Below are 26,335 nucleotides of genomic sequence, written 5' to 3'. Positions count from 1 at the left end.
GTTCAAACTTTTTCACCGATTCAACTCCCGACAGGGTAGGCGCCGAGCACCTTGTAGAACGCACACAGCCCGCGCAGCTCTTCCAGGGCCTTGGCCACATGGGGCTGCGACGGGTGGCCGTCCAGATCAATATAGAAATAGTATTCCCACTGGCCGGTGCGGGCCGGGCGGGATTCGAAGCGCGTCATCGACACGCCATGCTTGCTCAGCGGCATCAGCAGCTCATGCACGGCGCCGGGGCGGTTGGGCACCGAGACGACCAGGCTGGTGCAATCCTTGCCACTGGGCTCTGGCGTGGCCAAGGTGTGGGGCAGGCAGATGATCGCAAAACGCGTACGGTTGTAGGCGTCATCCTGGATGGCGTGGCTGATGATGTGCAGGCCGTATTGCTGGGCAGCGCGCTCACCGGCGATGCCGGCCATGTTGGGGTGCAGCGCGGCCAGGCGCGCGCCTTCGGCATTGCTCTCGACCGGGCGGCGCTCGGCATGGGGAAGGTGCTTGGACAGCCAGCCCTGGCACTGGGCCAGCGCCTGGGGGTGCGCGGCCACGACCTCGATGCCTTCGAGCGAGTTGGTCGTGCGCATCAGGTTGTGGCGGATCAGCAGGCTCACCTCGCCCACCACATGGCAGGGCGTGTGCAGGAACATGTCCAGCGAACGGGTGACCACGCCTTCGTTCGAGTTCTCCACACCGACCACGCCAAACTGGGCGCTGCCTGCGGCGGTGGAATGGAAGACCTCTTCAAAACTGTTGCAGTACTTGATGTCGGCGGCGCCACCGAAGTACTGGATGGCCGCTTCTTCACAGAAGGTGCCGGCCGGGCCCAGGATGGCGACGCGCTGGGGCGATTCCAGCGCCAGGCAGGCGGACATGATCTCGCGCCAGATGGCCGAGACATGGGCGGCCTTCAAGGGGCCGGGGTTGGCGTTTTCAATCTTCTGGATGACCTGGGCGACCCGGTCCGGGCGGAAGAAGGGCGTGCCTTCGCGTTTTTTCAGCTCGCCCACCCGTTCGGCAACCAGGGCGCGCTGGTTCAGCAAGGTCAGCAGTTGCGTGTCGAGATTGTCAATCTGGACGCGCAGTGCGGCAAGTTCGGGGGACGCTTGGGGTGAAGTGCTCATGGTGGCCTGGGTATGCGGTGCGGGCAGCTCCCAAGGAGGCTGCCAACCAGTAAGAATAACGTAAGAGTGTTTCCCGGACAAAACCGGGGCGTTGATGATCAGCCCTGTTTTTCAAAACTTTGCATATAGTCCACCAGCGCCTGCACGCCTGCCAGCGGCATGGCGTTGTAGATGCTGGCACGCATGCCGCCCACGGACTTGTGGCCCTTGAGCTGCAGCAGACCGCGCGCCTTGGCGCCGTCGAGGAAAGCCTGGTTGCGCGATTCATCCTTGAGGAAGAAGGGCACATTCATGCGCGAGCGGCAGTCACGTGCGACGCGGTTTTCGTAGAGCTGCGAGCCATCGATGGCCTGGTAGAGCAGCTCGGCCTTGGCGGTGTTGCGGGCTTCCAGCGCGGCAACGCCGCTGGCAGCGCCTTCTTGCTGGCGCAGAATCCATTCAAAGGTCAGGCCGGCGATGTAGATGCCCCAGGTCGGCGGCGTGTTGTACATCGATTGGTTGTCGGCCACCAGGCGGTAGTTGAAGGCGCTGGGGCACATGGCCATTGCGTGGCCCAGCAGGTCATCGCGCACGACGACCAGGGTCAGGCCCGCCGGGCCCAGGTTCTTCTGCGCACCACCAAAGGCCAGGCCAACGCGGCTCCAGTCCACACTGCGCGATGCCACATGCGACGAGAAGTCGATCACCAGCGGCGCCTGGCAGCCCAGGCTGGCCAGGTCGGGCAGCTGCTGGAACTCCACGCCATTGATGGTTTCGTTGCTGCAGATGTGCACATAGCGCGCATCGCCACGCAGCTTCCAGCTGGCGGGGTCGGGGATATGGGTAAAGCCCTGGGCTTCGTCCGTCGCAGCCACGGCGGCGTTGCAGAACTTGGCCGCTTCCTTGGTGGACTTCTGGCTCCAGCTGCCCGTGACGACAAAATCGACCGCGCCGCCTTGCGACAGGTTCAGCGGCACGATGGCGTTCTCTGCCAGACCGCCGCCTTGCATGAACAGGATGTGGAAGTTCTGCGGCACCGCCAGCAGTTGGCGGAAGTCGGCCTCTGCCTTCTCGCAGATCGAGATGAACTCCTTGCCCCGGTGGCTCATCTCCATCACGCTCATGCCGCTGCCGCGCCAGTCCAGCATCTCGCTGGCTGCTTGCTGCAGCACGTCTTCAGGGATGGCGGCCGGACCGGCCGAGAAGTTATAGGGGCGTTGCATGGAAGGCCTTGTTGGCTCGCGCAGCGAGCAGTGATAGCTATGAAAAAAGGAGCAAAAATGGGCAGGAAAAAGCCATGTCGCAACATGGCTTTTTCGGTGCAGGCTTAGGAGCCGTCTGCGGGGTTCTGGGCTTCGTCGCCGTCCGCCGCTTCCGCACCGTCGGCGGCTTCGGCGTTCTCGTCAGCCTGCGCATCGTTCTCGACAATGCGTTGCAGCCCGCTCAGCTTGGCGCCTGCATCCAGGCTGATCAGGGTCACGCCCTGCGTGGCGCGGCCCATCTCGCGGATCTCGGCCACCCGGGTTCGCACCAGCACACCAGTGTCGGTGATCAGCATGATCTGGTCATCCGGGCTCACCAGCGTGGCAGCCACCACCTTGCCATTGCGTTCCGATTGCTGGATCGCGATCATGCCCTTGGTGCCACGGCCATGGCGGGTGTATTCAACGATCGAGGTGCGTTTGCCGTAGCCGTTTTCGGTGGCGGTCAGCACGCTGTGCAGGGTTTCGCGCGGCAGCTCTCCCAGTGCAGCAATGGCCGCCAGGTCGGCCGCTTCCAGCGCGGCGCGGGCCTCGTCGATCTGCTTGCGCACGGCCTCGATTTCGGCGGCAGGTGCCTGGGCATCTTGCAGTTCCTTGTCGCGGATCTGCAGGTTGTCCAGTGCGTCCTTGGCCTTGCGGGCTTCGACTTCGGCCGGGTGCTGCTCGGCCACCAGCATGGCGATCAGGTTCTGGCTGTCGTCGATGTTCATGCCGCGCACGCCGCGCGCATTGCGGCCCATCGGGCGCACATCGTTTTCATCAAAGCGCACGGCCTTGCCGCCATCGCTGAACAGCATCACGTCATGCCGGCCTTCGGTCAGCGCCGCGCCAATCAGCACGTCGCCATCATCGAGGCCCACGGCGATGATGCCGGCCTTGCGCGGGTTGCTGAACTCGTCCAGCGAGGTCTTCTTGACGGTGCCCATGCGGGTGGCCATGAAGACATAGTGATCGGCCGGGAAGCTGCGGTACTCGCCGGTCAGCGGCAGCACCACGTTGATCTTCTCGTCGTCCTGCAGCGGGAACATGTTGACGATGGGGCGGCCACGCGAGCCACGCGAGCCGGCAGGCACTTCCCAGACCTTCAGCCAGTACAGGCGGCCCCGGTTGGAGAAGCACAGCAGGTAGTCGTGCGTGTTGGCGATGAAGAGCTGGTCGATCCAGTCGTCTTCCTTCGTTGCCGTGGCCTGCTTGCCGCGCCCGCCACGTTTTTGCGAGCGGTATTCGCTCAGCGGCTGACTCTTGATATAGCCGGTGTGCGACAAGGTCACCACCATGTCGGTCGGGGTGATCAGGTCTTCGGTGGACAGGTCTTGCGCACTGTATTCCACCTGGCTGCGGCGTGCGCCCAGCTTGGTCTGGCCAAACTCGGTCTTCAGGGCCACCAGCTCTTCGCCGATGATGGTCGACACCCGCTCGGGCTTGGCCAGGATATCCAGCAGGTCTTCGATGACCGCCATGATGTCCTTGTACTCGGCAACGATCTTGTCTTGCTCCAGACCGGTCAGGCGCTGCAGACGCATCTGCAGGATTTCCTGCGCTTGCGTTTCGGACAGGCGGTAGAGGCCGTCCTGCTGCATGCCGAATTCCAGTTCCAGGCCTTCGGGGCGGTAGTCGTCGGCATTGACGAGGCCGCCATCGGTGCGCGTGCGGGTGAGCATCTCGCGCACCAGCTTGCTGTCCCAGCTCTTGGCCATCAGCTCGGCCTTGGCCACCGGTGGGGTGGGGGCGTTGCGGATGATGGCGATGAAGTCATCGATATTGGCCAGGGCAACGGCCAGGCCTTCGAGCACATGGCCACGGTCACGTGCCTTGCGCAGCTCATACACCGTGCGGCGCGTCACCACTTCACGGCGGTGCTCCAGGAATACCTTGATCAGGTCCTTCAGGTTACACAGCTTGGGCTGGCCATTGACCAGCGCCACCATGTTCATGCCAAAGGTGTCCTGCAGCTGGGTCTGCTTGTACAGATTGTTCAGCACCACTTCAGGCACTTCGCCGCGCTTGAGCTCGATCACCAAACGCATGCCGGACTTGTCCGATTCGTCCTGGATGTGGCTGATGCCTTCGATCTTCTTCTCGTGCACCAGCTCGGCCATGCGTTCCTGCAAGGTCTTCTTGTTGACCTGGTAGGGGAGCTCGTCGACGATGATCGACTGGCGCTGGCCCTTGTCGATATCTTCAAAGTGCACCTTGGCGCGCATCACCACCTTGCCGCGGCCGGTGCGGTAGCCTTCCTTGACGCCGTTGATGCCGTAGATGATGCCGGCTGTAGGGAAGTCGGGCGCGGGCACGATCTCCATCAGGTCGTCGACCGTGGCATCGCTGTGGTGCAGCAGATGCAGGCAGGCATCCACCACTTCATTCAGATTGTGCGGAGGAATATTGGTGGCCATACCCACCGCAATACCGGCCGATCCATTGATCAGCAGATTGGGCACGCGCGCGGGCAGCACCAACGGCTCGCTTTCCGAGCCGTCATAGTTGGGGCCGAAGTCGACGGTCTCCTTGTCGATATCGGCCAGCATCTCGTGGGCGATCTTGGACAGGCGGATTTCGGTATAACGCATGGCCGCAGCACTGTCACCGTCCACCGAGCCGAAGTTACCCTGGCCATCGACCAGCATGTGGCGCAGCGAGAAATCCTGGGCCATGCGCACAATGGTGTCGTATACCGCGCTGTCGCCGTGCGGGTGGTACTTACCAATGACGTCACCCACAATACGCGCGCTCTTCTTATATGGGCGGTTCCAATCATTGTTCAGCTCATGCATCGCATACAGAACCCGGCGGTGCACCGGTTTCATGCCGTCTCGGGCATCTGGCAGAGCCCGGCCGACGATCACGCTCATCGCGTAATCGAGGTAGCTGCGGCGCATTTCCTCTTCCAGGCTGATCGGCAATGTTTCTTTAGCAAACTGGGTCATAGTGCTGGCATAGGGTGACGAAGTACAAGAGGCATTTTAGGCGCAAGCTGATGTTGCATGTCGGCAACATTCTAGGCCCAAAGCGCTTTTGTCTTACCGTTGGCGCTACAGATAACTATGGCGATCCGGTACGCCTATGGCACAATAAGTAAGAACGTTTTTGGTGATGGTCACTGACGACGTCTTGATTCGCAGCGCGGCTGCGGCTTTTTCCCCAAGAGGAGAACCATGAAGAAACTGAACAAAGTGGCGATGTTGTTTGCCTCTGCAGCGCTTGCAACCGCCGCTGGAGCACAAATTAAGGCTGCTGACGGCGGCAACGTTGTTGACAACTGGCAAAACGGCAGCGGTGAGTTGGTCTGGAAGAACGGTACCAACGAACTGTGCTGGCGCGATGCTAACTGGACCCCTGCTACCGCTGCTGAAGGCTGCGACGGTGCCCTGGTGAAGGCTGCACCTGCACCTGCTCCAGCACCTGCTGTTGCTCCAGCTGCTCCTGCACCTGCTCCAGTGGCTCCTCCAGTTGCTCAGACCCAAAAGGTCACCTACGCTGCTGACGCATTCTTCGACTTCGACAAGTCGGTGCTGAAGCCAGAAGGCCGTGCAAAGCTGGATGATGTTGCTTCCAAGGTGAAGAACATCAACCTGGAAGTGATCATCGCTGTGGGTCACACCGACTCCATCGGTTCCGATGCTTACAACCAGAAGCTGTCCGTGCGTCGCGCTGAAGCTGTGAAGGCTTACCTGGTGTCCAAGGGCATCGACAAGAGCCGCGTGTACACCGAAGGCAAGGGCGAAAAGCAACCAGTGGCAGACAACAAGACTGCAGCTGGCCGCGCCAAGAACCGTCGCGTGGAAATCGAAGTGGTGGGCACCCAGAAGTAATTCTTCTGCCCCTGCGCAAAAAGCCCCATTCGTGGGGCTTTTTTTATGCCTGAATGCGGCTGCAGATGGTGGACAATCAGGCCATGAACCAGACCGTGAATGCCGATCCGGCCGAATTGGCCAAGTTTTCCGAACTCGCCATGCACTGGTGGGATCCGGATAGTGACTTCAAACCCTTGCACCAGATCAATCCACTGCGGTTGGAGTGGATCAATGCCCTCAGTCCGTTGAATGGCCAGAAGGTGCTGGATGTGGGCTGCGGCGGCGGCATTCTGAGTGATTCGATGGCGCGCAAAGGCGCTACCGTGACCGGAATCGACCTGGCCACCAAGGCACTGCGTGTGGCCCAGCTCCATGCGCTGGAAGCGCAAACCCCCAATATCCACTACCAGGAAATCGCTGTCGAGACCCTGGCACAGTTGCAGCCCGAGAGCTTCGATACCGTCACCTGCATGGAAATGCTGGAGCACGTGCCCGATCCGGCATCGGTGGTTCAGGCCTGCCATGACCTGGTCAAGCCCGGCGGCTGGGTGTTCTTCTCGACCATCAACCGCAACGCCAAGGCCTTTGCGCTGGCGATTGTGGGCGCCGAGTACATTCTGCAGATGCTGCCCAAGGGCACGCATGAGTTTGCCAAGTTCATCCGGCCATCGGAACTGGCCCACTACTGCCGCAGCGCAGGCCTGGTGCAGCAGCACAGCAAGGGCCTGCAGTTCAATCCTCTGACGCAGCGCTACTGGCTCAATGAAGACACCAGCGTCAACTACATGATCGCAACCCGAAAGCCCGGCTGATGCAAAGATCGATACGCGCCATTCTGTTCGACCTGGACGGAACCTTGATTGACAGCGCACCCGACCTGGGCGCAGCAGCAGACCAGATGCGGGTAGCACGGGGCTTGCCGTCTCTGCCGATGGCCGACTACCGGCCGTTTGCCGGATCGGGCGCGCGTGGCATGCTGCGTGTGGCCTTTGGCATGCAGCCCGAGGATGCCGAGTTCCCGACGATGCGCGAGGAGTTCTTCCAGAACTACGAACGCCGCATGACGCAGGACACGACCGTGTTCGATGGTGTATCCGACATGCTTGCCAGCATCGTGGCACGCCATCTGCACTGGGGCGTGGTGACCAACAAGTCCAAGCGCTTTACCGAGCCGCTGTCGCGTCAGATGGCCTTGTTTGCCAGCGCCGGCGCGGTTGTGAGTGGCGACACCACCCCGCATGCCAAGCCCCATCCCGAGCCGCTGTTGGAAGCCGCACGCCGCATCGGCGTGGATCCGCAGTACTGCGTCTATGTCGGCGACGACGAGCGTGACATTATCGCGGGCAAGGCAGCCGGTATGCACACCGTCGCCGCTGTGTACGGCTACCTGGGCGAAAAGCAGTCAGTCGCGCACTGGGAAGCCGACGATGTCATCAATTCTCCACACGAGCTCTTGAAACGTCTGAATCTGGCCTAAAATAGATGCCATGGGGCTGTCCTGGTTTCGACGTGGGTTCGGGATCGGTGTGGTGCATGTCGAGCTTGAATGACGCTCGTAAATCTCCGTTCAAAAAACTAACTGCAAACGACGAACGTTTCGCACTCGCCGCTTAAATCCGGTGAGCCTTGCAACAGTATGTTGATGGGCTGGGCAAGGGGGTAGCAATACCTCCCGGCTGCAAGGGAATTTACATCAGCTGGCCGTCTACCGGGTACCTTGGTAGATGGCAAGATCTAAGGGTACTGGCTTGCAATGCAGCGTGTGTCTGCGCGGCTTTGCAGGCGAGATTTAAACCAGAACACTAAACATGTAGATCTGCTCGACGAAGGCTGACGGACGCGGGTTCAATTCCCGCCAGCTCCACCATACAAGCCAAAAAAGCGCTCACTGGTATTCAGTGAGCGCTTTTTCTTTTGGGCATCGGCATTGCTGCAAGCGCTCTTAAATCCGCTGAACGCCGAGCTTGAATCCTCGTATCCGTCCTTTATCAGCGCTATGTCTGGGTTGCAGTCTGGACGATCACGGCTGTCATGACCGATGACTCATAGAGCGACAAATCGCCTCAGTATTCGTAGCGCCTCAAACCCTCAATATCTTTCAACCGCACCGTACGGTAGCCCACCTCCAGCAAGTCTTGCTTCTCCAGTTCCAGCAAAGCCTCGTTGAAGCGGGCGCGGGAGACCTGGCAGAAGTCAGCCAGCTCGCTTTGGGTGATATTGAGCAGGCCGGCATCGGGGAAGGGAAAGTTCAGCGGTGTGATCAGTGAGCCCAGGCTTTGGGCGACCCGGCCGGTGACGCTCAGGCATTGCTTGGCGGTCAGCAGGCGCATCATTTGGTGGCTGCGCTCGGCCATCAGTTCCAGCAAAAACTGGCTGAAGGTGGCAGATTGCTGGCGCAGCGCGTGGAAGGCGTGCGCAGGCAATGTAAGCATGGTCAGGTCATGCAAGGCGATGGCATCGCAGTCCATGGCCATGTGCGGGCGTAGCAAATAGGTTTCGCCAAACCAGCTGCCGGCGTAGCCACACAAGGTGATGGAGCGGCCATCGGGCGTGGGCACGCAGATCTTGGCTGCACCGCGCGTGACACCGGTCCAGCCCGTGGGGACGTCGCCCGCCTTCCACAGGTACTGGCCCGCATGCACATGGCGCACCTGCAGATGAGCGTGCACCAGTTCTTGCGCCTGTGCTTCGCTCACCGTATGCGCCCACATGCAGTGCTGCCACTGGCTGAGCACCTGGTCCTTGCTGAGAAATGCGGCCTTGGGTTTCATTTAAATGAGAATTGTTCTCAAGAGAAAAGACTTCCCATTCTCTTCCAATTAAGCTTTTCCGCTGTCGTTGTAAGAGAACAAAAGGCGTAGCTATGCAGAATCAGGGGCGGTCGGGCGCAGGTCAGCGGAACAATTGGGGTGCTATATGGGCGATTGCGCCCATCAGCCTGGCTATCGGGGTGCTGGCCAGCAGCGCGCAGGCGCAGACGGTGGCTGCGGCCGCAGAGTCTGATGGCGCAGAGGCAGATACCCACTTGGCGGTGCAGCATGTGGTGGCATCGGCTGCGCCCAGCATCCGCAGCGAGTTGGCACAGACCACCCAGGTCATCGACAGCGAACAGCTGCAGCAGCAAGTGACGGCCGGCAAAAGTGTCGCCGAGGCCCTGGGGCAGTTGGTGCCGGGAATTGACCTGGGCGGGCAGTCGCGCAGCAATTTTGGCCAGAACCTGCGTGGGCGCACCATGCTGGTCATGGTCGATGGCGTGTCGCTCAACAGCTCGCGCGGCACGGCCCGGCAGCTCGATGCGATTGACCCCTTCAATATCGACCGCATCGAGGTGCTGTCGGGCGCCAGCGCCTTGTACGGTGGCGGCGCCACCGGCGGTATTGTCAACATCATTACCAAAAAAGGCAGCACCGCTGGCCTGCAACTGGGCAGCGAAGTGGGGGTCACCTCCGGCTTCCAGGGCTCGCGCGACCACCAGTACCGGCTGGCGCAATCCATTGCCGGCGGCAATGAGCAGGTGCAGGCGCGCCTGGGCATTGCGCTGCAAAACAATGGCAGCTATTACGACGGCCAGGGCAAGCCGGTGCGCACCGATATTGCCCAGACCGATGCCCAGAACACCAAGGGTGTGGATGTGCTGGGCAATGTGCAAATCAAGATCAGCCCCGAGCAGAGCCTGGGCCTGACCGCGCAGTACTACCGCAACCGCTTTGATGGCGCCTCCTACCTGTATGGCGGCCCCAACCTGGTGGGCATCATGGGTGGCAAGCCCGAGCTGTTGGAGCAGCGCGGCGGCTTTGTCAGCGATGTGATGCCGCAGACCGAGCGGGCCATGTTCAATGCCGACTACCATGCCGCCAAGGTCTGGGGCGACCAGGACCTGTATCTGCAGGCCTTCTGGCGCCAGGAGAAGCTCGACTTTGCACCGTTCCCCAGCTCTGTCGTGACCGCCTCCCACCAGAACACCGACACCTGGGGCCTGAAGGCCGCGCTGGCCAAGTCCTGGGGCGACCTGAGTGTGCGCTATGGCCTGGACTGGGACCGCGAGAGCTTTGATGGCAGCGCCACCGTGTTTGATACCGCGCAGGCGCTGGCCAGCGGCGGCATGGTCAACCGGCAAATCGGCAGCACCGGCCGCTACCCGGGCTACCGCGTCAACACCGCTGCAGCCTTTGCACAGGCTGAGTGGAAGCTGAACCCGCAATGGAGCTTGACCGGCGGCCTGCGCTACCAAAGCACCGACTTGCAGGTGGACGATTTTGTGGGCTACACCCAGCAGCTCTACATGCTGCTGGGCCGTGGCAACTCGGCCGATGCCATCCCCGGCGGCAAGAACAGCTACAACGTGAGCCTGTTCAACCTGGGCGCCCGCTACCAGATCGATGCTGCCCGCAGCACCTGGCTCAACTACGCCGAAGGCTTTGAGCTGCCGGACCCGGGCAAGTACTACGGCCAAGGCAACTACCAGGCCAATGGCACGCATTGGCAACTGGTCAGCGGTATTGATCCGAAAAGCTCTCCGCTGCAAGGCATCAAGACGCGGCAGGTGGAATGGGGCTTCAAGCAGGCCAGCGGCGCCGTCAAGCTGCAGTCCGCGCTGTTCTATGCCTGGTCTGACCAGACCTTGCAGCTCAACAACGCCAACAACAATGTGACCATCAATGTGCTCGATGAGAAGCGGCGCAACTACGGTTGGGAAGGCAGCCTGGACGTGGCCGTCTCCAAGAACTGGGCGCTAGGTGGCAATGCATTGTGGATCCGGTCAGAGACGCGGCAGGACGGCAGCTGGGCCAAGCAGTCCATCATGACGGCGAGCCCCTCCAAGCTGTCGACCTATGTGCAGTGGAACCCCAACCCCTGGCAGTTGCGCCTGCAAGCCTCGCACATGTTCACGCTCAAGGATGACAGCGCCGGCAAGATTGACGGCTTCACGGTGCTGGACCTGATGGGCGGCGTCAAGCTGCCGGTGGGCCGGCTCAATGTCGGCATCCAGAACCTGTTGGACAAGCAGTACCTGACGACCTGGTCGCAGCGCGCCATGGCTCTGTACGGCGTGGGTGCGGTGTCGCCACAGACCTTTGCCTTCTACGGGCGCGGGCGCACCTTCTCCCTCAACTACAGCGTTGAATACTGATGACCGCAGGTGTGCACAACCCGGGGGGGCCTGTTAACGCTGCGCAGCGCCCCTGGCAGTTCTGGGCGGTACTGGTAGCGCTCTACATTGCGCAGGGCGTGCCGTCGTATTTGATGATCATGACGGTGCCTGCCGCATTGCGCGCTGCAGGCATGCCATTGCAGCAGGTGGGCATGCTGTCCATCTTGATGCTGCCCCTGGTGCTGAAGTTTCTGTGGGCGCCCTGGGTAGACCGCTTGCGCCCATTGCGCTGGGGCCACCGCCGGGGCTGGATTGTCTGCACCCAGCTGGCATCGGTGCTGGCCATTGGCGCACTGGCCTGGGTCGGGCCCCAGGCCTCCATCACCACCATCGTCTGCATTGGCATGTGCCTGGCGCTCAGCATCGCCACGCAAGACATCGCCACCGACGGTTATGCCACGCAGCAGCTGCGCAGCGATGAGCTGGGCCGGGGCAATGCGATACAGGCCGCATCGGTGGCCGGCGGCGTGCTGCTGGGCGGCACCTTGGCCATGGCCCTGGTCGATCAATGGGGCTGGCAAGCCACCCTGCTGTTGATGGGCGGGCTGTCTTTGCTGCCTTTGCTGGCGCTGCCGTGGATGGACGAGGGCCTGCCCTTGGGCCTGGATGACGACACGCAATCCGGCGCGGCTACAGCGCCCCTGCGCCCCAGCATCAAGCAGTTTTTTGAGCGCCCCGGTGTCTGGGCGATCCTGGGCTTGGCCGTTGTGTACCGGCTGAGCGAAGGCATGCTGCGCTCCATGGAAAGCAGCTACCTGCTGCACAGCGGCCTGAGCCTGAGCGAAGTGGGGGTGATTGCCGGCAGCGGCGCTGCCTTGGCCGGTTTGGTGGGCAGCTGGCTGGCGGCGCAGTGGTTGCAGCAGCGCAGCCGCAGCCAGGTGCTGCTGGGCTTGAGCGCCTTGCGGGTGCTGGCCTTTGCCTTGTTCCTGGCACATTCACTCCACTGGCTGGGCGGCACAACATCCTTGGCGCTTTTGGCCGTGGGCTTGAGCGTGCAGCGTTATATGGAGATGGTGGCGTTGTATGCGCTGTTCATGGCCTCGTCCAGCCGCCGGCAGCCGGGTACGGATTTCTCCATCTTTGTCTGCGCCGAGCTGCTGAGCTACATGCTGAGTGCGATGGCCGGTGGCTTCATTGCGAAGCACTTCGAGTTCTCCGGTCTGTTTGCCATTGCGACGGCCATTGCCCTGGGCTGCTGGCTGGCCACGGCTGCACTGCTGCGGCGCCATGCACAAGTGGCCGGCGATGGCGGGAGGCGCGCATGACAGCTCCGCAGAATCTCTCGCGCAAGGCCCAAATCCATCTGCCGCAAGCCAGCGCATTTGTGGATTGGCTGCTGCAGCATTGGCGCGATGAAGGCATTGACGTAACCCAGCCCCAAGCGGGCACCTTGTTGCTGGCCTTGGCCGATGTGGGCACGGTCAGGCTGCAGCAAACCAGCGCCAGCAGCATCGACTGCCTGCTGCAACCCGTGGCGCCGCGCATGGGGGAGTTGATGCAGCTGTCTTTGGCCGAACACCTGGCCGAGTTTGCCGACCAGATGGCTTGGCTGGAGGGCAGCTGGGAGGTGGTCTGGGAAGGTGATGCCCCGCCGGCCACCGCCCAACTGCAGGTGATGCGCGTGCTCAGCAACCAGGCGCTATCGCCGCGCATGCGACGCATCCGCCTGGCGGCGACTGATATCAGCGCCTTTGCCCCCGGTGGCTTGCATGTGCGCATGCTCTTGCCCGAGCCCGGCCAGGCAGCCGCCTGGCCCACCTTGGTCGATGTCAACCGCCTGCATTGGCCGGCCGGCAAACCGGCATTGGCGCGCCGCACCTACACGATCAGCGCCATGGATACCGAAGAGGGCTGGCTGGAGGTTGATGCCTTGCTCCACCATGGCATGGGCCATGGCGATCCGCAGATGGCCGGGCCCGGCGCCGTCTGGGCCGCCAGCGCGCAACCGGGCAGCGAGGTGGGGGTGCTGAGCCCCGCCGGCGGCCTGGTGCCGCAAGCCAAGCACTGCGTGCTGGTGGCAGACGCCTGTGCCTTGCCCGCAGCGGCCCGCATTGCGCAGGCGCGGCGGGCGGGCCCATCCACCACTTTGCTGCTCTGGGTGTCGGATGCCCAGGAGCAAGCCGCGTTGGCGCCAGCGTTTGCCGGCATGCAGGTCACCTGGTTGCGCGGCGGCGTGCCCGGTGCGTCGCAGCTGGAGATTGCGCAGGTGCTGCAGTGGCTGGCACTGCAGGATTGGGAGCAGGGCGATACGGTGCTGTGGGTCGCAGGCGGGTTGCCGTTGACGCAGGCCGTGCGCCGCAGTCTGGGTAGGCTGCCGTCCTCGGTGCAGACCAGGTCACTGGTGCATACCTATTGGCGTTGATGCGTGAAGGGAGTCAGGCCCTTGAGACATCCATTGCCCGTAGGCCAGGCGGTGCACGCGCGCGCAGCACTGTCCAAGCGGAATTGCGTGCGCAGGAAAAGGCCCGTAAAGGCTGTGTAAACATGGCATAGTTGCGCTTGTCGCGATGGGCGGCTCTTTAAAAAGCCACCGAATGGCTGCCGACGCTGCCATCTGACAGGGTGGATGTTGGTAGCGCGCCTCTAAGCTGGTCCTTGGCATAGCCATGGGCCGGCTTTGCGCATGCTGAGCCGCACCCATACAACTTATGCCACGCATATTGGCCGAACGATAAAACTCTATGAGACACAGCATTGGACATTACCTGGAGGCAGCCGGCGGAGCAGAGGGGCGCAAGGATAATTTTCTGCTGATCCGGTTGGTGGCTGCCACGCTCGTGATCTACGGACATGGCTTTGCGCTTGCGGCATTGGGCAGTGGCCAGCGCGACTTTTTTACCCAGTACCTGGGCTACCGTTATTCGGGCGATGTCGCGGTGGCGGTATTTTTTCTGATCAGCGGCTTTCTGGTTGCGGGCAGCCTCGAGCGCAGCAAGTCCATCGTTCGGTTTGCACTGGCGCGCGCGATGCGTCTGTTCCCCGGGTTATGGGTTTGCGTGCTGGTCTGCGCGCTGGTGATGGGGCCTCTCATCACCGTGCAATCGCAGGCCGATTACTGGTCATCTCCGCTGACGTGGTCCTATGTGTGGTCCAACGCATCACTGGCAGAAATACAGTGGCTGCTGCCCGGTGTGTTTGAAAGCAACCGCTACAGCCCCGCCGTTAATGGCTCCCTCTGGACACTGCCGATTGAAGGCAGCATGTACCTCTATATGGGCTTGCTGGGGCTACTGGGCATTTTTTCCTGGCGCTGGTTGACCACGGCCTTGATAGCAGGATTTGCCATCTGGACCTACCAGTCTGCCCAGCTCCAATCCGTCCCATTGCAAGAGGCTGCCCGGCTGACCTTGTTCTTTGCCTGTGGCGCACTGTTCTACATCCATAAAGCGCGCATCCCCTTGCATCTATCCATCGTGGCGGTATTGGCCGGCGTGGCATGGGCCTGCCGGCATACGGTGCACTATGAACTGGCCTGTTCCGCTGCGCTCATTTATTTTGTTTTCTGGCTCGCCTATGTTCCACGCCTGCCATCCCCGCGCTGGCTGCTGGATATCTCCTATGGCACCTATTTGTATGGCTGGCCGATACAGCAGCTGATCGCCAAGTTCTATCCTGCCGCCACGCCGCTGCAAATGACGGTGATGGCGATCCCTTTGACCTGGGTCGTCGCGCTGATGTCCTGGAAGCTGGTAGAGGAGCCAGCTTTGCAGCTGTTCAAGCGATGGAGCAAGAAGGATTTCTCGCTGGGGCTTCGGCGCAAACCCGTCGTTGGTGTGTCTGGTTGAGCGTTGCCATAAAGGCATGAAAAAACCGCCCTGGGGCGGTTTGGGTTTAAAGCCTGGGCCAGCCAGGGCATTTACTCAGCTTGTGCAGCCACGCTTTCGATCGCCAGGCGGAGCTGTTCAGGGCTAACGGCAGGTGCGACGCTGTCGTCATTGGCTTCGGTCTTGAGGATGATGCCCGTTCCGGTATCTGCGCGATTCGCCAAGCGGTGCATGGTGGCGATAGATGCTCGTGCACCAGCGCTATTGAGGTAGTAGCCTTCTCCCTCATTCACGCTGTAGCTGAATTGATAGCCGCCGAGCAATCTGCCCGCTGCGCTCACCTTTGCGCAAATCACTGTGCCCACGGCGGCTCCAGACACCTGGTATTCGCAGCCAAAGGTGCCTGCCGCGGTGGTGATCAGCCCATTGCCATTGGCTGTTGCCGCTTGCATCTTTTCGAGCCTGAAAAAGTCCGAAGTGGGCGTCAATGAATTCAGGGGGCTGAAAATCCAGATGCCCTTGAGGCCCTCGGGATTGTTGCCATAGGCAAAGTTGAAGCGCGAAATTTCTTTCTCTGCCTCCCCAGGCAAGGTGATATAGCCTTTGGTTCCCGATTCAAAGCGGATCGACACAGTACCTGCACTGCCGTCCTCCTTGCCCGACAGATCGCCGCTGCCCAGATAACGGCCACCACGGTATTTGTTCAGAGGCGCAGAGTAGCGGTCATCGGCCAGGGTGCCGCTGGTCATGTAGAACGTGGCATTGCCGCTGGCATCGTAGGCATACATTTGCATGACCAAGGTGTTGTCCTGCACATCAATGGCCAAACCACGGCCTGGTTTGCCGTTGACTTCGCTGGTCATGATCCAGGTACCCGTCTGAGGCGCAAATGCGTAAGCCAAACTGGTACCGAGCAAGGCACCCACCACTGCAATCTTCTTGAAAATCATCGTATCTCCATTGTAAATATTTACATTCTAGTAAGTAATTCTTACATTTTGCTTGCCTGGAACCTACCGAGCCGCCTTTTTCTTGCGTTCTGCCTGGACATCTTTAGCCAGAGTGCATTTCGATATTGCGGGAACTCTCGCGATCGGCTGACAAGACCGGCAGTGTGGAAGGAGCTGCGATGCGTGACGCGTCGGATGGACATGCCGAAATTTGCAGCAAGCAAAAGCCGCTAAAAAGCGGCTTGCGTCCTCAGTCAGACCCGTCGGCGGCGCAGGCGGCGTCCGCCCAGCAAGGCCAGGCATGTGCCCAAGCCGATGACGCCCCATTCGCCTAGCGATGGAACCGCTTGTGGGGTGGGCGGAACCGGCGGAGCTGGCGGCGGGGGAGGAGGGGGAGGGGGTGGTGGCGGAGGTGGTGGCGGAGGAGGGACGACCACGGCCTCCACCGTGAAGCTGCCAACGCCCGATTGCACTGTTGGCTGATCACTCAGGTGGGCGATCACCTCGTAGCTGCCAGGCTCCAGACCCGCAGGCCAGATCAGGCTGTATTCACCGGCACTGCCGGTCACGGTGGTGTTTTGGCTCGCGCTGAAACCGTTCGGGCCAGTGAGGGTCAGGCCCACCTGGGTGCCCACGGGCAGTGGCGTTGGGGTGCTGCTGCCAGGTGCTGCAGCGGTGGCTATGCCGCTGAAGGTCTCTGTTTGCGCCGTGGTGATCACAGGATCTTGAACGGCCACGTTGACCGCCAAGGTCTGCAAGATACACGCCGAGGAACTTGCATTGCCCACAACCAGGCGTGTGGCTGACGGAATGGTGTCGAACAGTGCAATCGTCAACGTGTTCAGCCCCGTTTTCCACTGCAGGTCTGCAGTAGCGCCGGCGCCCAAAACCGGGTTGGTGCCGCTCAACACGCCGTTGATGTAATAGCCGGCAATCTGGTCATCGGCACCCACGCCGCCCAGGGTCAGTTGGTAGCTGGCTGCGTCCGCCTCAGGCGCCAGATAGAACTGGTAGCGCAAAAAGCGCGTCTGGTTGCTGGCTGCACCGCCATTGGGGTTGGCGGTGTAGAAGCCGACAGAGCCCAGCGATTGCCCAGTGCCCAGTTGGGGACTGGTTGTAGTACCGCCGTTATAGGCAAACACCTCACGCCCCGAGAAATGCTGCCAGGCCAAAGCAGGCAGGCTGCTGAGGGCAGCAGGCACCACGTTTCCGGGCAAGGTGAACGACGTAGGAATTTCTTCGGTAGCCCCCGCAGTCGCCTGAGGAATGGTGTGAGAGCCGGGTGCTGCGGGGTCAAACGCGTAGGCCCAACGCTGCTGGTTGCCCCGGTCGCTGATGCTGACGGCATTGGTGTTGAGCACCTGTCCAGGATTTTTCAGCGCCCCTGCCGTGGGGCTGGGATCAGCTGCATTGCTGCAGGTAAAGCTGGGGATTGGCAGCGGTGCATCTGGCCGGTATACCAGCTCGGCAAAGCCTGTCAGGGGGGCTGCGACGGTCAGTCCCATGAGCAGGGTAGGGCAAGGGATACGGCGAATCAAAAGCATGTTTGAAAGCTCTGGTAGGGACTGCCATAACCAGGTCAGAACTGTTCAGGCAGGAATTGAATTAGCCTGGGTTTATAGCATTAGAGCGTCAGTATATTTTTGGCGTGACATTAATTGACAATCAGTGCTATCTGGCGATGGAGAGAGTCAAATATGGCACATTGTGAAATTTTGTTTCTTGGCTAGCCATCAAATGCCCCTTTATTCGTATCCGCCACGCCTTTATTTTTTTTGAATCGATGGTTTACAGCCGCTGAAGCCTCAGTCTGAAAAACATTTGAATTTTAAATTTATATTAAAAATCAATAGGATGTGATTTCATGGCTGGCTTTGTCGGACCGTTATAGTTAACGTAACAAGCAGTTTTATTTATGGTGCATATGATTTGATATATATCAATGCAATTGCTTGTTTCTAAATGGATTGATGGCTTGGCTCCCAACCAGCGTTTTGTTCACATTAATTGACAGTTTGAAATAGGTTATTTAACCCTCGACATTTGCGAGGCGCAGTCTCAGAATCAGTCGTGCTATTAGAGTTTCTTTTATAGATATTCTATTGATCAATAGTTCAACGGAGGTGAGATGAACAAAACCTATACCAGCAAGTGGAACGCGGCGTTGGGTGCCTGGGTGGCGTGCTCCGAGGTGAGCAAACGCGGCGGTAAGCAAACGGCGGTGGGCGTAGTGCTCTTGTGCATGGCAGCAGCAGCCCAGGCACAGAACTGCAGCCAAGCGCCCGATGGCTCCTATTTGCCAGGAAATAGCGGTCCCGACGCTACCTGTACCGTTGTGCCTCCCACAGCGGGCCAACTCTCGCAAACCGGGGCGGCCGGCTTTTACATCCTGACCCGTTCCAATCTCGACAGCGTGTTGACCATTGGTAATGCAGACATCAAAGCCCATGTCACAGGTGGCTATGGTGGCATCGGTAACCAGTACGCGACCGGTCCCGGAGCGCCCGGAGGCAGAAACGCGTCCATGCAGGCTGGCAACATCAAGCTGGATATCGCCTCCACAGAGAACACAGGCAGCATTGGCAGCCATAGTGGGGTCAATGTCAGCGTTGCGAATGCCGATATCACGGCGGCAATGACCTATGCGGGCGACAATAGGTCTGGTGGCGTTGCCATATACGGCGTACTGGCTGGATCTACCGTGGATTCCGGGGAGGGTGGCACAAACAACACCGCGCGAAACGGCACCTTCACCACAGTCAGCTTCGATAACTTGGCCTTGAACCAGACCTCCTCTGGCGGGACTAAAACTCCGGTTCTTAACTCAGGCCTGCGTGCCATTCAAGGTGCAAACCAGGACGCTGGCAATGGCAGCTCCGGCAAGATTGAGGTCAAGGGCCAGCTCAATATGTCGATGACGGGCGAGCGCATGGAAGGAATCTACGTGTCCGGCGCGGCCACAGGCAGTGGTGGTGAGGCTGTCTCGCAAGCCGTGCTCAACAACAGCACGATCAAACTGGTCAGAAGCGGCGCAGCCGCCGACAGCAGTGCCATCAAGGTCGGCAAGTCCCGCGCCGTCGGTACAGGCAAAGGCTTGGTCACCTCGACTGGTGCGCTGCAAATAGACATGGACCCGACGCTTGGGGGCAGCCAGCCTTATATGAGCCCGGCCATCAAACTGGCCGTCTCCGGATCGCAGCTGCTTGCCAACGGTGCCAACAGTTCTGCCAGTATCAAGGCCAGCCGCTCTGCGTTGGCCATCGGCATTGACGACTGGGGCAGCAGCACGGATTCGCAAAATATCCAGGCGCAGTTTGGCAAAGCAACCGTGACAACGCAGTCCGTCACCGCCCCCCTGCTGCTCATCGACAGCGGTCAGCAAAATGCACAGATCCTGTTTGACCAGGGCTCCGACCTCAGCGCAGCGAGCAATGGCTATTTGATCGACATCGTCAAATACCGCAGCTCTACGACAGCCAGCTCCGTCCAGCTGACGCTGGACCATGCCAGCGTGGCCAGAGGTTTGAGCAACAAAGCCTATCCCAGCTCCACGCTCAACATCGGTTTGAACAATGCCTCGGTATGGAGCCTGGTCGAGAAGAGCAATGGCGACAAGACCGCCACTTACACCAGCCTTGCGATGACGGCTGCCTCCAGGCTCCAGGGGTTCAAAGCAGGTGCAGGCGCCTTTGTGATGAATGGCCCGGTCAGCTCAAACGCCTCCACCATCGATCTGGTCGACAGCGAGCCCAACGATGTGCTGACCGTTCAGTCCAGCTATACCGGCAGCAATGCGGCGGTACTGGCGGTAGATACCTGCCTGGGCGACAGCAGTGCACCCTCGGATGTGCTGAAAGTGGTGGGAGACACCAGCGGCACTACGGTGATCAAGGTGTCACCTTCTGCAGGTGCCGCCTGCGGTGGTGCGTTGACCACCGGCAACGGCATTCTGGTGGTCGACGTGTCGGGCAACTCAGCGGCGACCTTCACGCTCGATGGCGGCACGGTGGCCCAAGGCAATTTTGTCTATGAGCTGGTGAAGGTGGGCAATAACTGGTACCTGCAGTCCCGGCTGGGCACTGGCACCATCGTTGTGCGCAAACAGGTCAACGCGCCATCGGGGGCAGCACCCTTTAGCGGTGCGATTGATTTTGCACTGAGCTGTGACAGCGGTCCTGTGCAGAATGGCAGCATTTATGTCAGCAACAACCAGGGCGTGTCCAACCCCATCACGGTGCCAGCAGGCAGCCAGTGCACGGTCACCGAAACCTTGCCCGCCGCGCCTGCGGGCTACGCCTGGGGGCCTCCGGCCTATTCGCCAATCAGCCCGGTGGTGACAGGCCAGGAGCAAGCTGCCACGATCACCAACACCTTGAGCAATACCGTGGCGGCGACCGGCATGCTCCAGGTCAACAAGACGGTGCAAGTGCCTGAAGGCGCGGCCCCGTACAACGGCACCATCAGCTTTGGCGTGGCCTGCGTCAACCCTGCTTTCAGCACCGCGGGCAGCATTGCCGTGGCGGGTAACCAGGGAAGCGCCGCACCCATTGCCGTGCCAGCGGGCAGCCAGTGCACCGTGACGGAGACCCTGCCGGCCGATCCGGATGGCATGGCGTGGGCCGCGCCTACCTATAGCCAGCCTGCCAGCGTCGTGGCTGGGCAGACGGCCACCGCTACCATCACCAACCGGTTGACCAAGCAGACGCGCGACCTGGCGCGTGTGCCCGTCAATGCACCGCTGGCCTTGGGTGGTCTGGCCGGCCTGATCGGTCTGATGGCATGGCGGCGCCAACGCGCTGAGAAGCAGTCCAATAGGTAAGACCTCGGCGCAGGTCCACTGCTCGGAAGAAAGCCGCACCGCCTGCATGGCGGTGCGGCTTCAGGCCTTGAGGCTGGAGCTGTTCATCTCAGGCGTTGCCAGCGCACCCGATGGGAGATTAACGATCCATATCCATGCCCGAGAAGAACTTGGTTGTGACGGTACCTGACGCGGGTTTGTGGTACAGGAAATGGACCCGCTCGTCCTTGAGTACATGCTTTCTCAGCAAGCGCTTGGCCACCGGCCCTCCGCCAGCAGGAAAGAACCAGGACAGCATCCACATGCGTACGGGGCTGCTGCCATCATGGGGGCGATTGAGAAAAGCCGCATAGGGTTCGGCTTTGCGGATATAGGCCTGCTCATCCCGTTCGTTCAGAAAGGCCCAATTGACATAGCCCAGCGGCTTGTGGTCTTTGACGAAGAAGCAGAAATTGCGCGATGCAATGATCGCCGTCAGTATCTCCATCGCCGACTCGACCGAGCTTTGGCGATAGTAGCCGTGCTGGTTCCAGAGCCAGACCAGGCCGCCCAGAACCTCTGCCTCGTTCCATGCATCCTCGGGGTAACGACTGGGCGCTATGACGCGAACACCATCCAACTGCATGCAAGGCTCCAAGAATTTTCGACACTGACAATATACGCCCAGCCCAGCGTTGTTTGGCGAAAACTCCCCGTTCCGAAAGGCCTGCGGCCGGGGTGTGGCCGCAGCAGGCCTTCAGGATTTGACCAGCGGGCACTTGCCCTCGGACAGCGGCCGGAACGCCTGGTCGCCCGGGATGGTCGCAATGATCTTGTAGTAGTCCCAAGGCGCCTTGGACTCCTCCGGCTTTTTGACCTGCACCAGGTACATGTCATGCACCATGCGGCCGTCCTCGCGGATCCGGCCGTCGTCGCTGAAGAAATCCTTGATGGGCATCTTCTTCATCGCCGTCATCACCGCACCGGTCTCGTCGGTGCCGGCCGCTTCCACCGCCTTGAGGTAGTGCATCACCGCCGAGTAAGTGCCGGCCTGCGCCATGGTCGGCATCTTGTTCATGACCTTGAAGTACTTTTGCGACCAGGCGCGGCTCTCGGGCGTGCGGTCCCAGTAGAAGGCGGTCGTCGCATACATGCCCTGGGCGGTCTTCAGGCCCAGCGCATGTACGTCCGAGATGAACATCAGCGCGGCGGCCACCTTTTGCTTGTCGGTGATGCCGAACTGGCGTGCGCTCTTGATGGAGTTGATGGTGTCGTTCACGCCATTGGCCAGCGCAATCACATCGGACTTGGAGGCCTGCGCCGTCAGCATGTACGACGAGAAATCGGGCGCATTGAGCGGGTGCTTGACCGTGCCGATCACCTTGCCGCCGTTCTTGTCGACGGCTGCCGTGATGTCGTTGGACAGTGCCTGGCCAAAGGCATAGTCCACCGCCACGATGTACCAGCTTTTGGCGCCGCCCTCGGTCACCGCCTTCACGGTGCTGTTGGCGGTGGCATAGGTGTCGTAGGTGTAGTGCACGATGTTGGCCGCGCAGTTCTCGCCGGTGATCGAGCTCGAACCCGCCTCGGTGTTGATCAGCACCTTGTTCTTTTCCTTGGCCACGGTGGCCACCGCGTTGTGCACGGCGGTGTTGCCCAGGCCGATGACCATGTCCACGTTCTCGCGGTCAAACCATTCGCGCGCGCGGGTGGCACCGATGTCGGCCTTGTTCTGGTGGTCCACCGACAGCAGCTCGATCGGCTTGCCCAGCACCGTGCCGCCAAAATCCTTGATCGCCATCGTGGCCGCCGCCACCGTGCCCTTGCCGCCAATATCGGCGTAGGCGCTGGAGGTGTCGCTGATCACCCCTATGCGCACGGCGTTGTCGGATAGGCCCTGCGCCCAGGCGCCAGAGGCCAGGCCAGCAGATGCAAACAGGGTCGTCAAACAAGTGGTTCTGAACTTCATGGAAATGGTCTCCTGGTATTTTTATCGTGGGCCTCGGCCAGGTAGCCTGGTGGGCACGGTGTAACGGATCGCACAAAGGGGTCGGCGCTAGGCCAGTTGGGGCAGGGCGGAGGTGTCAGGTCATGCGGCGCTCCTTCGTGGCTGGCGTGGCCGCTGTCTCGTTGGCAGGCTGGCCCTGCAGCTCGGCCAGGATCATGGCCTTGAGCTTGAACTTCTCGATCTTCTGCGTCAGCGTGCGCGGGAACTGCTCGACCACGCGGATATGGCGCGGCCGCATGAACTTGGGCATCTTGCGGTCGCACCAGTCATGCAGGGCCTGGCGGTCGACCACTTGCTGCGCGCGCGCCACCACATAGACCACCACATCGTCCTCATCGCCCTCGTGCGCGGGGATGGCAAAGGCCGCCGTCATCTCGACGGCCGGGTACTGGTTGACCAGGTCCTCGATATGGAAGGACGAGATGTTCTCGCCACGCACCCGGATGCGGTCGCCCATGCGGTCCACAAAGCTCAGGCTGCCATCGGCATGGCGCAGCGCCGAGTCGCCGGTGTGGAACCAGAGATTGCGAAAGGCCTTGGCAGTCGCCTGGGGCTTGCCCAGGTATTCCACCAGCAGGTAATAAGGCAGCTTCGACCGAAAAGCCAGCTGCCCGGCCACGCCCACAGGGCATTCGCCGTCGCGCTCGTCCAGCACGGCAGCCTCCACAAACAGGCAGGGGTGGCCCAGGTAGCCCTTGCCCACCTGGCCGGCCTGCGCCGGGCCCAGCAGCTCCAGGCCCAGGGCGGCTGCCTGCGCGCGGATCGCCTCGCGCGTCTGCCCGCGCCGGTAGGCGGGCGGGGATTCGCAGCTGGCGTCCGTCTCTTCAATGACCGTGAAGCAGGACATGCCCGACTCCGTCTGGCCAAAGCCGGCCGTCACAAAGTCAAAGCCAAAGCGGCGCGCAATCTCCACATGGCGCTGGGGCAGCGGCTGCATGTAGACCTTGTTGAGGCTGTTGTGGTGGTCGGTGGCTGCTGGCGCTGCCTTGGCCAGCCAGGAGATCATCGTGTCCACCAGCACCGCGCTGGTGGCGCCACTGACTGCAATGCGGCGCCAGAAGTCATGGGGGCTGAAGCGGTCCCAGCAGGCCAGACCGCTGCCGGCCCACACCGCCCGCACCACATTGAACACTGCGCCGCCCACGTGGTACATCGGCAGGTCGTTGTAGACCACGTCATGTCCATTGAGCATCTGGCGGAACAGGTAGGTGTACTGGTTCATCCAGCGGTGGCTCTGCACCACGCCTTTCGATGGCCCGGTGGTGCCGGAGGTGTAGATGATGTTGCAGAGGTCGTCAAAGGCCAGGGCCACCTCCGGCTTGGCTGCGGGCTGCAGCAGCGCGGCCCATGCCGTTTCCGCATGCGGGCCGCTGTAGGCCACGCCGTCCGCTACCGCATCATGGCTGCCGGCGGGCGGCTCGTAGACCACCACACGGGCCAGCGGGGCGACCTGGCCCAGTTCCTCAGCGATGGCATTGAGGGCGGGGACCAGCGCGCGCTCTGCCAGCAGCATCACCGGCTGGGTGTCGCCAATCTGGTAGGCCAGCAGGCGCTCGGTCAGCGCAAAATTGATCGGCGCAAAGACGGCGCCGGCCTTCCAGATGCCAAACATGGCCAAGGCACTGATGAGCTGGTTGCGCATGAACACCGACACCGGCATGCCCCGGCCGATGCCGGCAGCGGCCAGGTTGCCAGCGATGGCATCGGTGATGCGGTCAAACTCGGCATAGCTCAGGCGCACATCGTCTTCGCCATACAGGTAGAAGAGCTGGTCGCCCTTGGTACGCGCCCAGTGCGCCAGGCGCTCGGTGACCAGTTCGCCATCGCGTTGCAACAGCTCCAGCAGCGCGGGCTTGTCCAGCGCTGCCACGGGGTGGACGGCGGTGCTCATGCGGCGCTCGCTTTCTGCGGCTCCTTCAGCAGGCGCCGCAGCACCTTGCCGGTGCCCGTCGTGGGCAGCGCATCCCGAAACTCGATCTCCCGGGGCGCCTTGTAGACCGACATCTGCTCGCGGCACCAGTCAATCAGCTGCTGCGCGCTCACCACCGGCGCGCCCTTGCGCGCAATGACGACGGCCTTGACCGCCTGGCCCTTGAGCGCATCGTCGATGCCGATCACCGCCACCTGCGCCACCGAGGGGTGCTTGATCATGATGGACTCGACCTCTTCCGGGAAGACGCTGTAGCCCGATACCTTGATCATCTCCTTGAAGCGGCCGGCAAAGGTCAGGTAGCCATCGCTGTCGATCTTGGCCATGTCGCCGGTATGCACCCAGCCGTCCTTCAAGGTGCTGGCCGTGGCCTCGGGCTTGTTCCAGTAGCCCTTGAAGTTGCCCGGGCTGCGCAAGACCAGCTCGCCCACCTGGCCAGCGGGCAGGTCCTGGCCGCTGCCGGCATCGATCACACGGCATTCCACCCCCTGGATGGGAATGCCATGCGCGCCCCATTTGATGGCATCGACGGGCATCGAGGTGTCCCAGGTGTGGGTTTCGGACATGCCATAGGTCACCTCGAACAGCTGGCACTGCGGTGCAAAGCCGCGCCATTGCTCGGCCAGCGCCTGGTTGATGCTGATGCCGAAACTGGTGCTGGGGTTCATGCGCAGCGCGCTGAGGTCATAGTCGCGCGCGCCTTCCACCTGCATCACTGCCGCATTCATGCTGGCCACGCTGTACCACCAGGTCACCCGGTAGCGCGCCAGCGCCTGCAGCACCTGCACGGGATCAAAGCGGTACAGCAGCACGCAGGGGATGCCGGTGTAGAGCGTGACATTGAGGCCGATCAGCATGCCCGCGATGTGGTTCAGCGGCGCCACCGCCAGCATGGTGTCGTCATCGCGGATGGGGTTGTTGTCTGCCGCTGCATGGGCCTTGAAAAGCGCATTGCGGTAGGTCAGCATGGCCCCCTTGGGCAGGCCGGTGGTGCCCGAGGTATAGGTCATCAGCGCCACATCGTCCATGTCCAGCGGGCCCACATCGGGCGCGGGCTGTGGGTTGTGCAGGCAGTCCAAAAAGTCTGTCGTGCCTTCGATATGGCGCTTGGGCGTGTCGATTTCTGCGGGCAGGTCGATCGTCGGCTGGGCAGGCAGCAGATCGGCGTAGTGGGTCAGGAACACATGGTCAATCGCCGTCTTGGGGCGCGCCGCCTGCACGATCTCGTAGAGCACATCGGCCGCGACGATCACCTTGGCGCCCAGGTCGGAGAGCTGGTACTCCAGCTCATGGCCCTTGAACAGCGGGCTGCAGGGCCCCACCACCGCACCCAGCTTCTGGATGCCGATATGCGCAATCACGTACTGCGGGCAGTTCTGCATGAAGAGCGCTACCCGGTCACCCTTGACCACGCCGCGCTGCTGCAGCTGGCGCGCAAAGGTATCGCTCATCTGGTCCAGCTGCGCCCAGCTGAGGGCGCTGCCATACCAGATGAAGGCTGGCTTGTCGGGCTGGGTGCGCGCATGCTGGCGCAGGTACTCATGCAAGGGCTTTTCTTGTTGCCGGTACGCGATGGGGGTCATGGTGTCTCCTACGGT

At 61.5% G+C, this 26,335-nt stretch carries 18 protein-coding genes and 1 other RNA gene; 9 read left to right on the top strand and 10 right to left on the bottom strand.

Annotation, left to right across the window (positions count from 1 at the left end; translation table 11 throughout):
• Positions 1–20 precede the first annotated feature (20 nt).
• The 3 genes from pheA to gyrA all read right to left on the bottom strand — a co-directional run bounded on the left by pheA (position 21) and on the right by gyrA (position 5,289).
• On the bottom strand, positions 21–1,121 hold the full coding sequence (gene pheA, locus LPW39_RS03470; protein WP_133859040.1) for a prephenate dehydratase: 1,101 nt from the start codon (positions 1,119–1,121) through the stop codon (positions 21–23).
• A gap of 98 nt (positions 1,122–1,219) precedes the next feature.
• The gene (gene serC, locus LPW39_RS03465) at positions 1,220–2,323 is read right to left on the bottom strand and encodes a 3-phosphoserine/phosphohydroxythreonine transaminase (RefSeq protein ID WP_230771366.1); all 1,104 of its coding nucleotides are present in this window, start codon (positions 2,321–2,323) and stop codon (positions 1,220–1,222) included.
• Between the two features lie 104 nt (positions 2,324–2,427).
• Positions 2,428–5,289, bottom strand: a complete 2,862-nt coding sequence (gyrA, locus tag LPW39_RS03460) for a DNA gyrase subunit A (RefSeq protein WP_230771364.1) — start codon at positions 5,287–5,289, stop codon at positions 2,428–2,430.
• Positions 5,290–5,517: 228 nt separating this feature from the next.
• On the opposite strand from gyrA, the gene ompA reads away from it, so the two are divergent.
• The 4 genes from ompA (at position 5,518) to ssrA (ending at position 8,023) form a co-directional block, all read left to right on the top strand.
• On the top strand, positions 5,518–6,174 hold the full coding sequence (gene ompA, locus LPW39_RS03455) for an outer membrane protein OmpA (RefSeq protein WP_330166586.1): 657 nt from the start codon (positions 5,518–5,520) through the stop codon (positions 6,172–6,174).
• Positions 6,175–6,257: 83 nt separating this feature from the next.
• Complete coding sequence (gene ubiG, locus LPW39_RS03450; RefSeq protein WP_230771362.1) at positions 6,258–6,968, top strand: bifunctional 2-polyprenyl-6-hydroxyphenol methylase/3-demethylubiquinol 3-O-methyltransferase UbiG; 711 nt, start codon at positions 6,258–6,260, stop codon at positions 6,966–6,968.
• On the top strand, positions 6,968–7,633 hold the full coding sequence (locus tag LPW39_RS03445) for an HAD-IA family hydrolase (RefSeq protein WP_230771360.1): 666 nt from the start codon (positions 6,968–6,970) through the stop codon (positions 7,631–7,633). The genes ubiG and LPW39_RS03445 overlap by 1 nt, the downstream gene beginning before the upstream one ends.
• Positions 7,634–7,645: 12 nt before the next feature.
• Positions 7,646–8,023: a transfer-messenger RNA gene (ssrA, locus tag LPW39_RS03440) on the top strand.
• Between the two features lie 196 nt (positions 8,024–8,219).
• Here the strand turns inward: ssrA and LPW39_RS03435 are convergent.
• Positions 8,220–8,927, bottom strand: coding sequence for a Crp/Fnr family transcriptional regulator (locus LPW39_RS03435; RefSeq protein ID WP_230771359.1), 708 nt, complete (start codon positions 8,925–8,927; stop codon positions 8,220–8,222).
• A gap of 179 nt (positions 8,928–9,106) precedes the next feature.
• Here LPW39_RS03435 and LPW39_RS03430 point away from each other — a divergent pair, with 179 nt between their 5' ends.
• The 4 genes from LPW39_RS03430 to LPW39_RS03415 all read left to right on the top strand — a co-directional run bounded on the left by LPW39_RS03430 (position 9,107) and on the right by LPW39_RS03415 (position 15,093).
• Entirely contained in the window at positions 9,107–11,287 is a 2,181-nt protein-coding gene (locus LPW39_RS03430) for a TonB-dependent receptor (RefSeq protein WP_230771357.1), read from the top strand.
• The gene (locus LPW39_RS03425; protein WP_230771355.1) at positions 11,287–12,573 is read left to right on the top strand and encodes an MFS transporter; all 1,287 of its coding nucleotides are present in this window, start codon (positions 11,287–11,289) and stop codon (positions 12,571–12,573) included. The genes LPW39_RS03430 and LPW39_RS03425 overlap by 1 nt, the downstream gene beginning before the upstream one ends.
• Positions 12,570–13,670 carry a siderophore-interacting protein gene (locus LPW39_RS03420; protein WP_230771353.1) on the top strand — a complete coding sequence of 367 codons (1,101 nt, stop codon included), beginning with the start codon at positions 12,570–12,572 and terminating at the stop codon, positions 13,668–13,670. The genes LPW39_RS03425 and LPW39_RS03420 overlap by 4 nt, the downstream gene beginning before the upstream one ends.
• A gap of 319 nt (positions 13,671–13,989) precedes the next feature.
• Complete coding sequence (locus LPW39_RS03415) at positions 13,990–15,093, top strand: acyltransferase family protein (protein WP_230771351.1); 1,104 nt, start codon at positions 13,990–13,992, stop codon at positions 15,091–15,093.
• A 71-nt stretch (positions 15,094–15,164) separates the two neighbouring features.
• On the opposite strand, the gene LPW39_RS03410 is transcribed toward LPW39_RS03415, so the two are convergent.
• Together LPW39_RS03410 and LPW39_RS03405 are read right to left on the bottom strand one after the other, a co-directional pair.
• A complete protein-coding gene (locus LPW39_RS03410) occupies positions 15,165–16,022 on the bottom strand; it encodes a hypothetical protein (protein ID WP_230771349.1) in 858 nt (285 codons plus the stop codon).
• Positions 16,023–16,276: 254 nt separating this feature from the next.
• The gene (locus tag LPW39_RS03405; protein ID WP_230771348.1) at positions 16,277–17,566 is read right to left on the bottom strand and encodes an IPTL-CTERM sorting domain-containing protein; all 1,290 of its coding nucleotides are present in this window, start codon (positions 17,564–17,566) and stop codon (positions 16,277–16,279) included.
• A 584-nt stretch (positions 17,567–18,150) separates the two neighbouring features.
• Between LPW39_RS03405 and LPW39_RS03400 the strand changes: the two genes are divergently transcribed.
• Complete coding sequence (locus tag LPW39_RS03400) at positions 18,151–20,841, top strand: DUF5979 domain-containing protein (RefSeq protein ID WP_230771346.1); 2,691 nt, start codon at positions 18,151–18,153, stop codon at positions 20,839–20,841.
• A gap of 118 nt (positions 20,842–20,959) precedes the next feature.
• On the opposite strand, the gene LPW39_RS03395 is transcribed toward LPW39_RS03400, so the two are convergent.
• The 4 genes from LPW39_RS03395 to LPW39_RS03380 all read right to left on the bottom strand — a co-directional run bounded on the left by LPW39_RS03395 (position 20,960) and on the right by LPW39_RS03380 (position 26,320).
• Entirely contained in the window at positions 20,960–21,445 is a 486-nt protein-coding gene (locus LPW39_RS03395; RefSeq protein WP_230771344.1) for a toxin-activating lysine-acyltransferase, read from the bottom strand.
• A 111-nt stretch (positions 21,446–21,556) separates the two neighbouring features.
• Positions 21,557–22,768: an ABC transporter substrate-binding protein gene (locus LPW39_RS03390; protein WP_230771342.1), complete on the bottom strand. Its 1,212-nt coding sequence runs from the start codon at positions 22,766–22,768 to the stop codon at positions 21,557–21,559.
• A gap of 115 nt (positions 22,769–22,883) precedes the next feature.
• Entirely contained in the window at positions 22,884–24,698 is a 1,815-nt protein-coding gene (locus LPW39_RS03385; RefSeq protein ID WP_230771340.1) for a class I adenylate-forming enzyme family protein, read from the bottom strand.
• Complete coding sequence (locus tag LPW39_RS03380; RefSeq protein ID WP_230771338.1) at positions 24,695–26,320, bottom strand: AMP-binding protein; 1,626 nt, start codon at positions 26,318–26,320, stop codon at positions 24,695–24,697. Before LPW39_RS03380 ends, LPW39_RS03385 begins: the two co-directional genes overlap by 4 nt.
• Positions 26,321–26,335: the final 15 nt, after the last annotated feature.

It is taken from the genome of Comamonas koreensis (genome assembly GCF_021026195.1).
GTDB lineage: Bacteria > Pseudomonadota > Gammaproteobacteria > Burkholderiales > Burkholderiaceae_C > Comamonas > Comamonas koreensis.
This window is presented reverse-complemented; position numbering and strand designations above follow the sequence as displayed.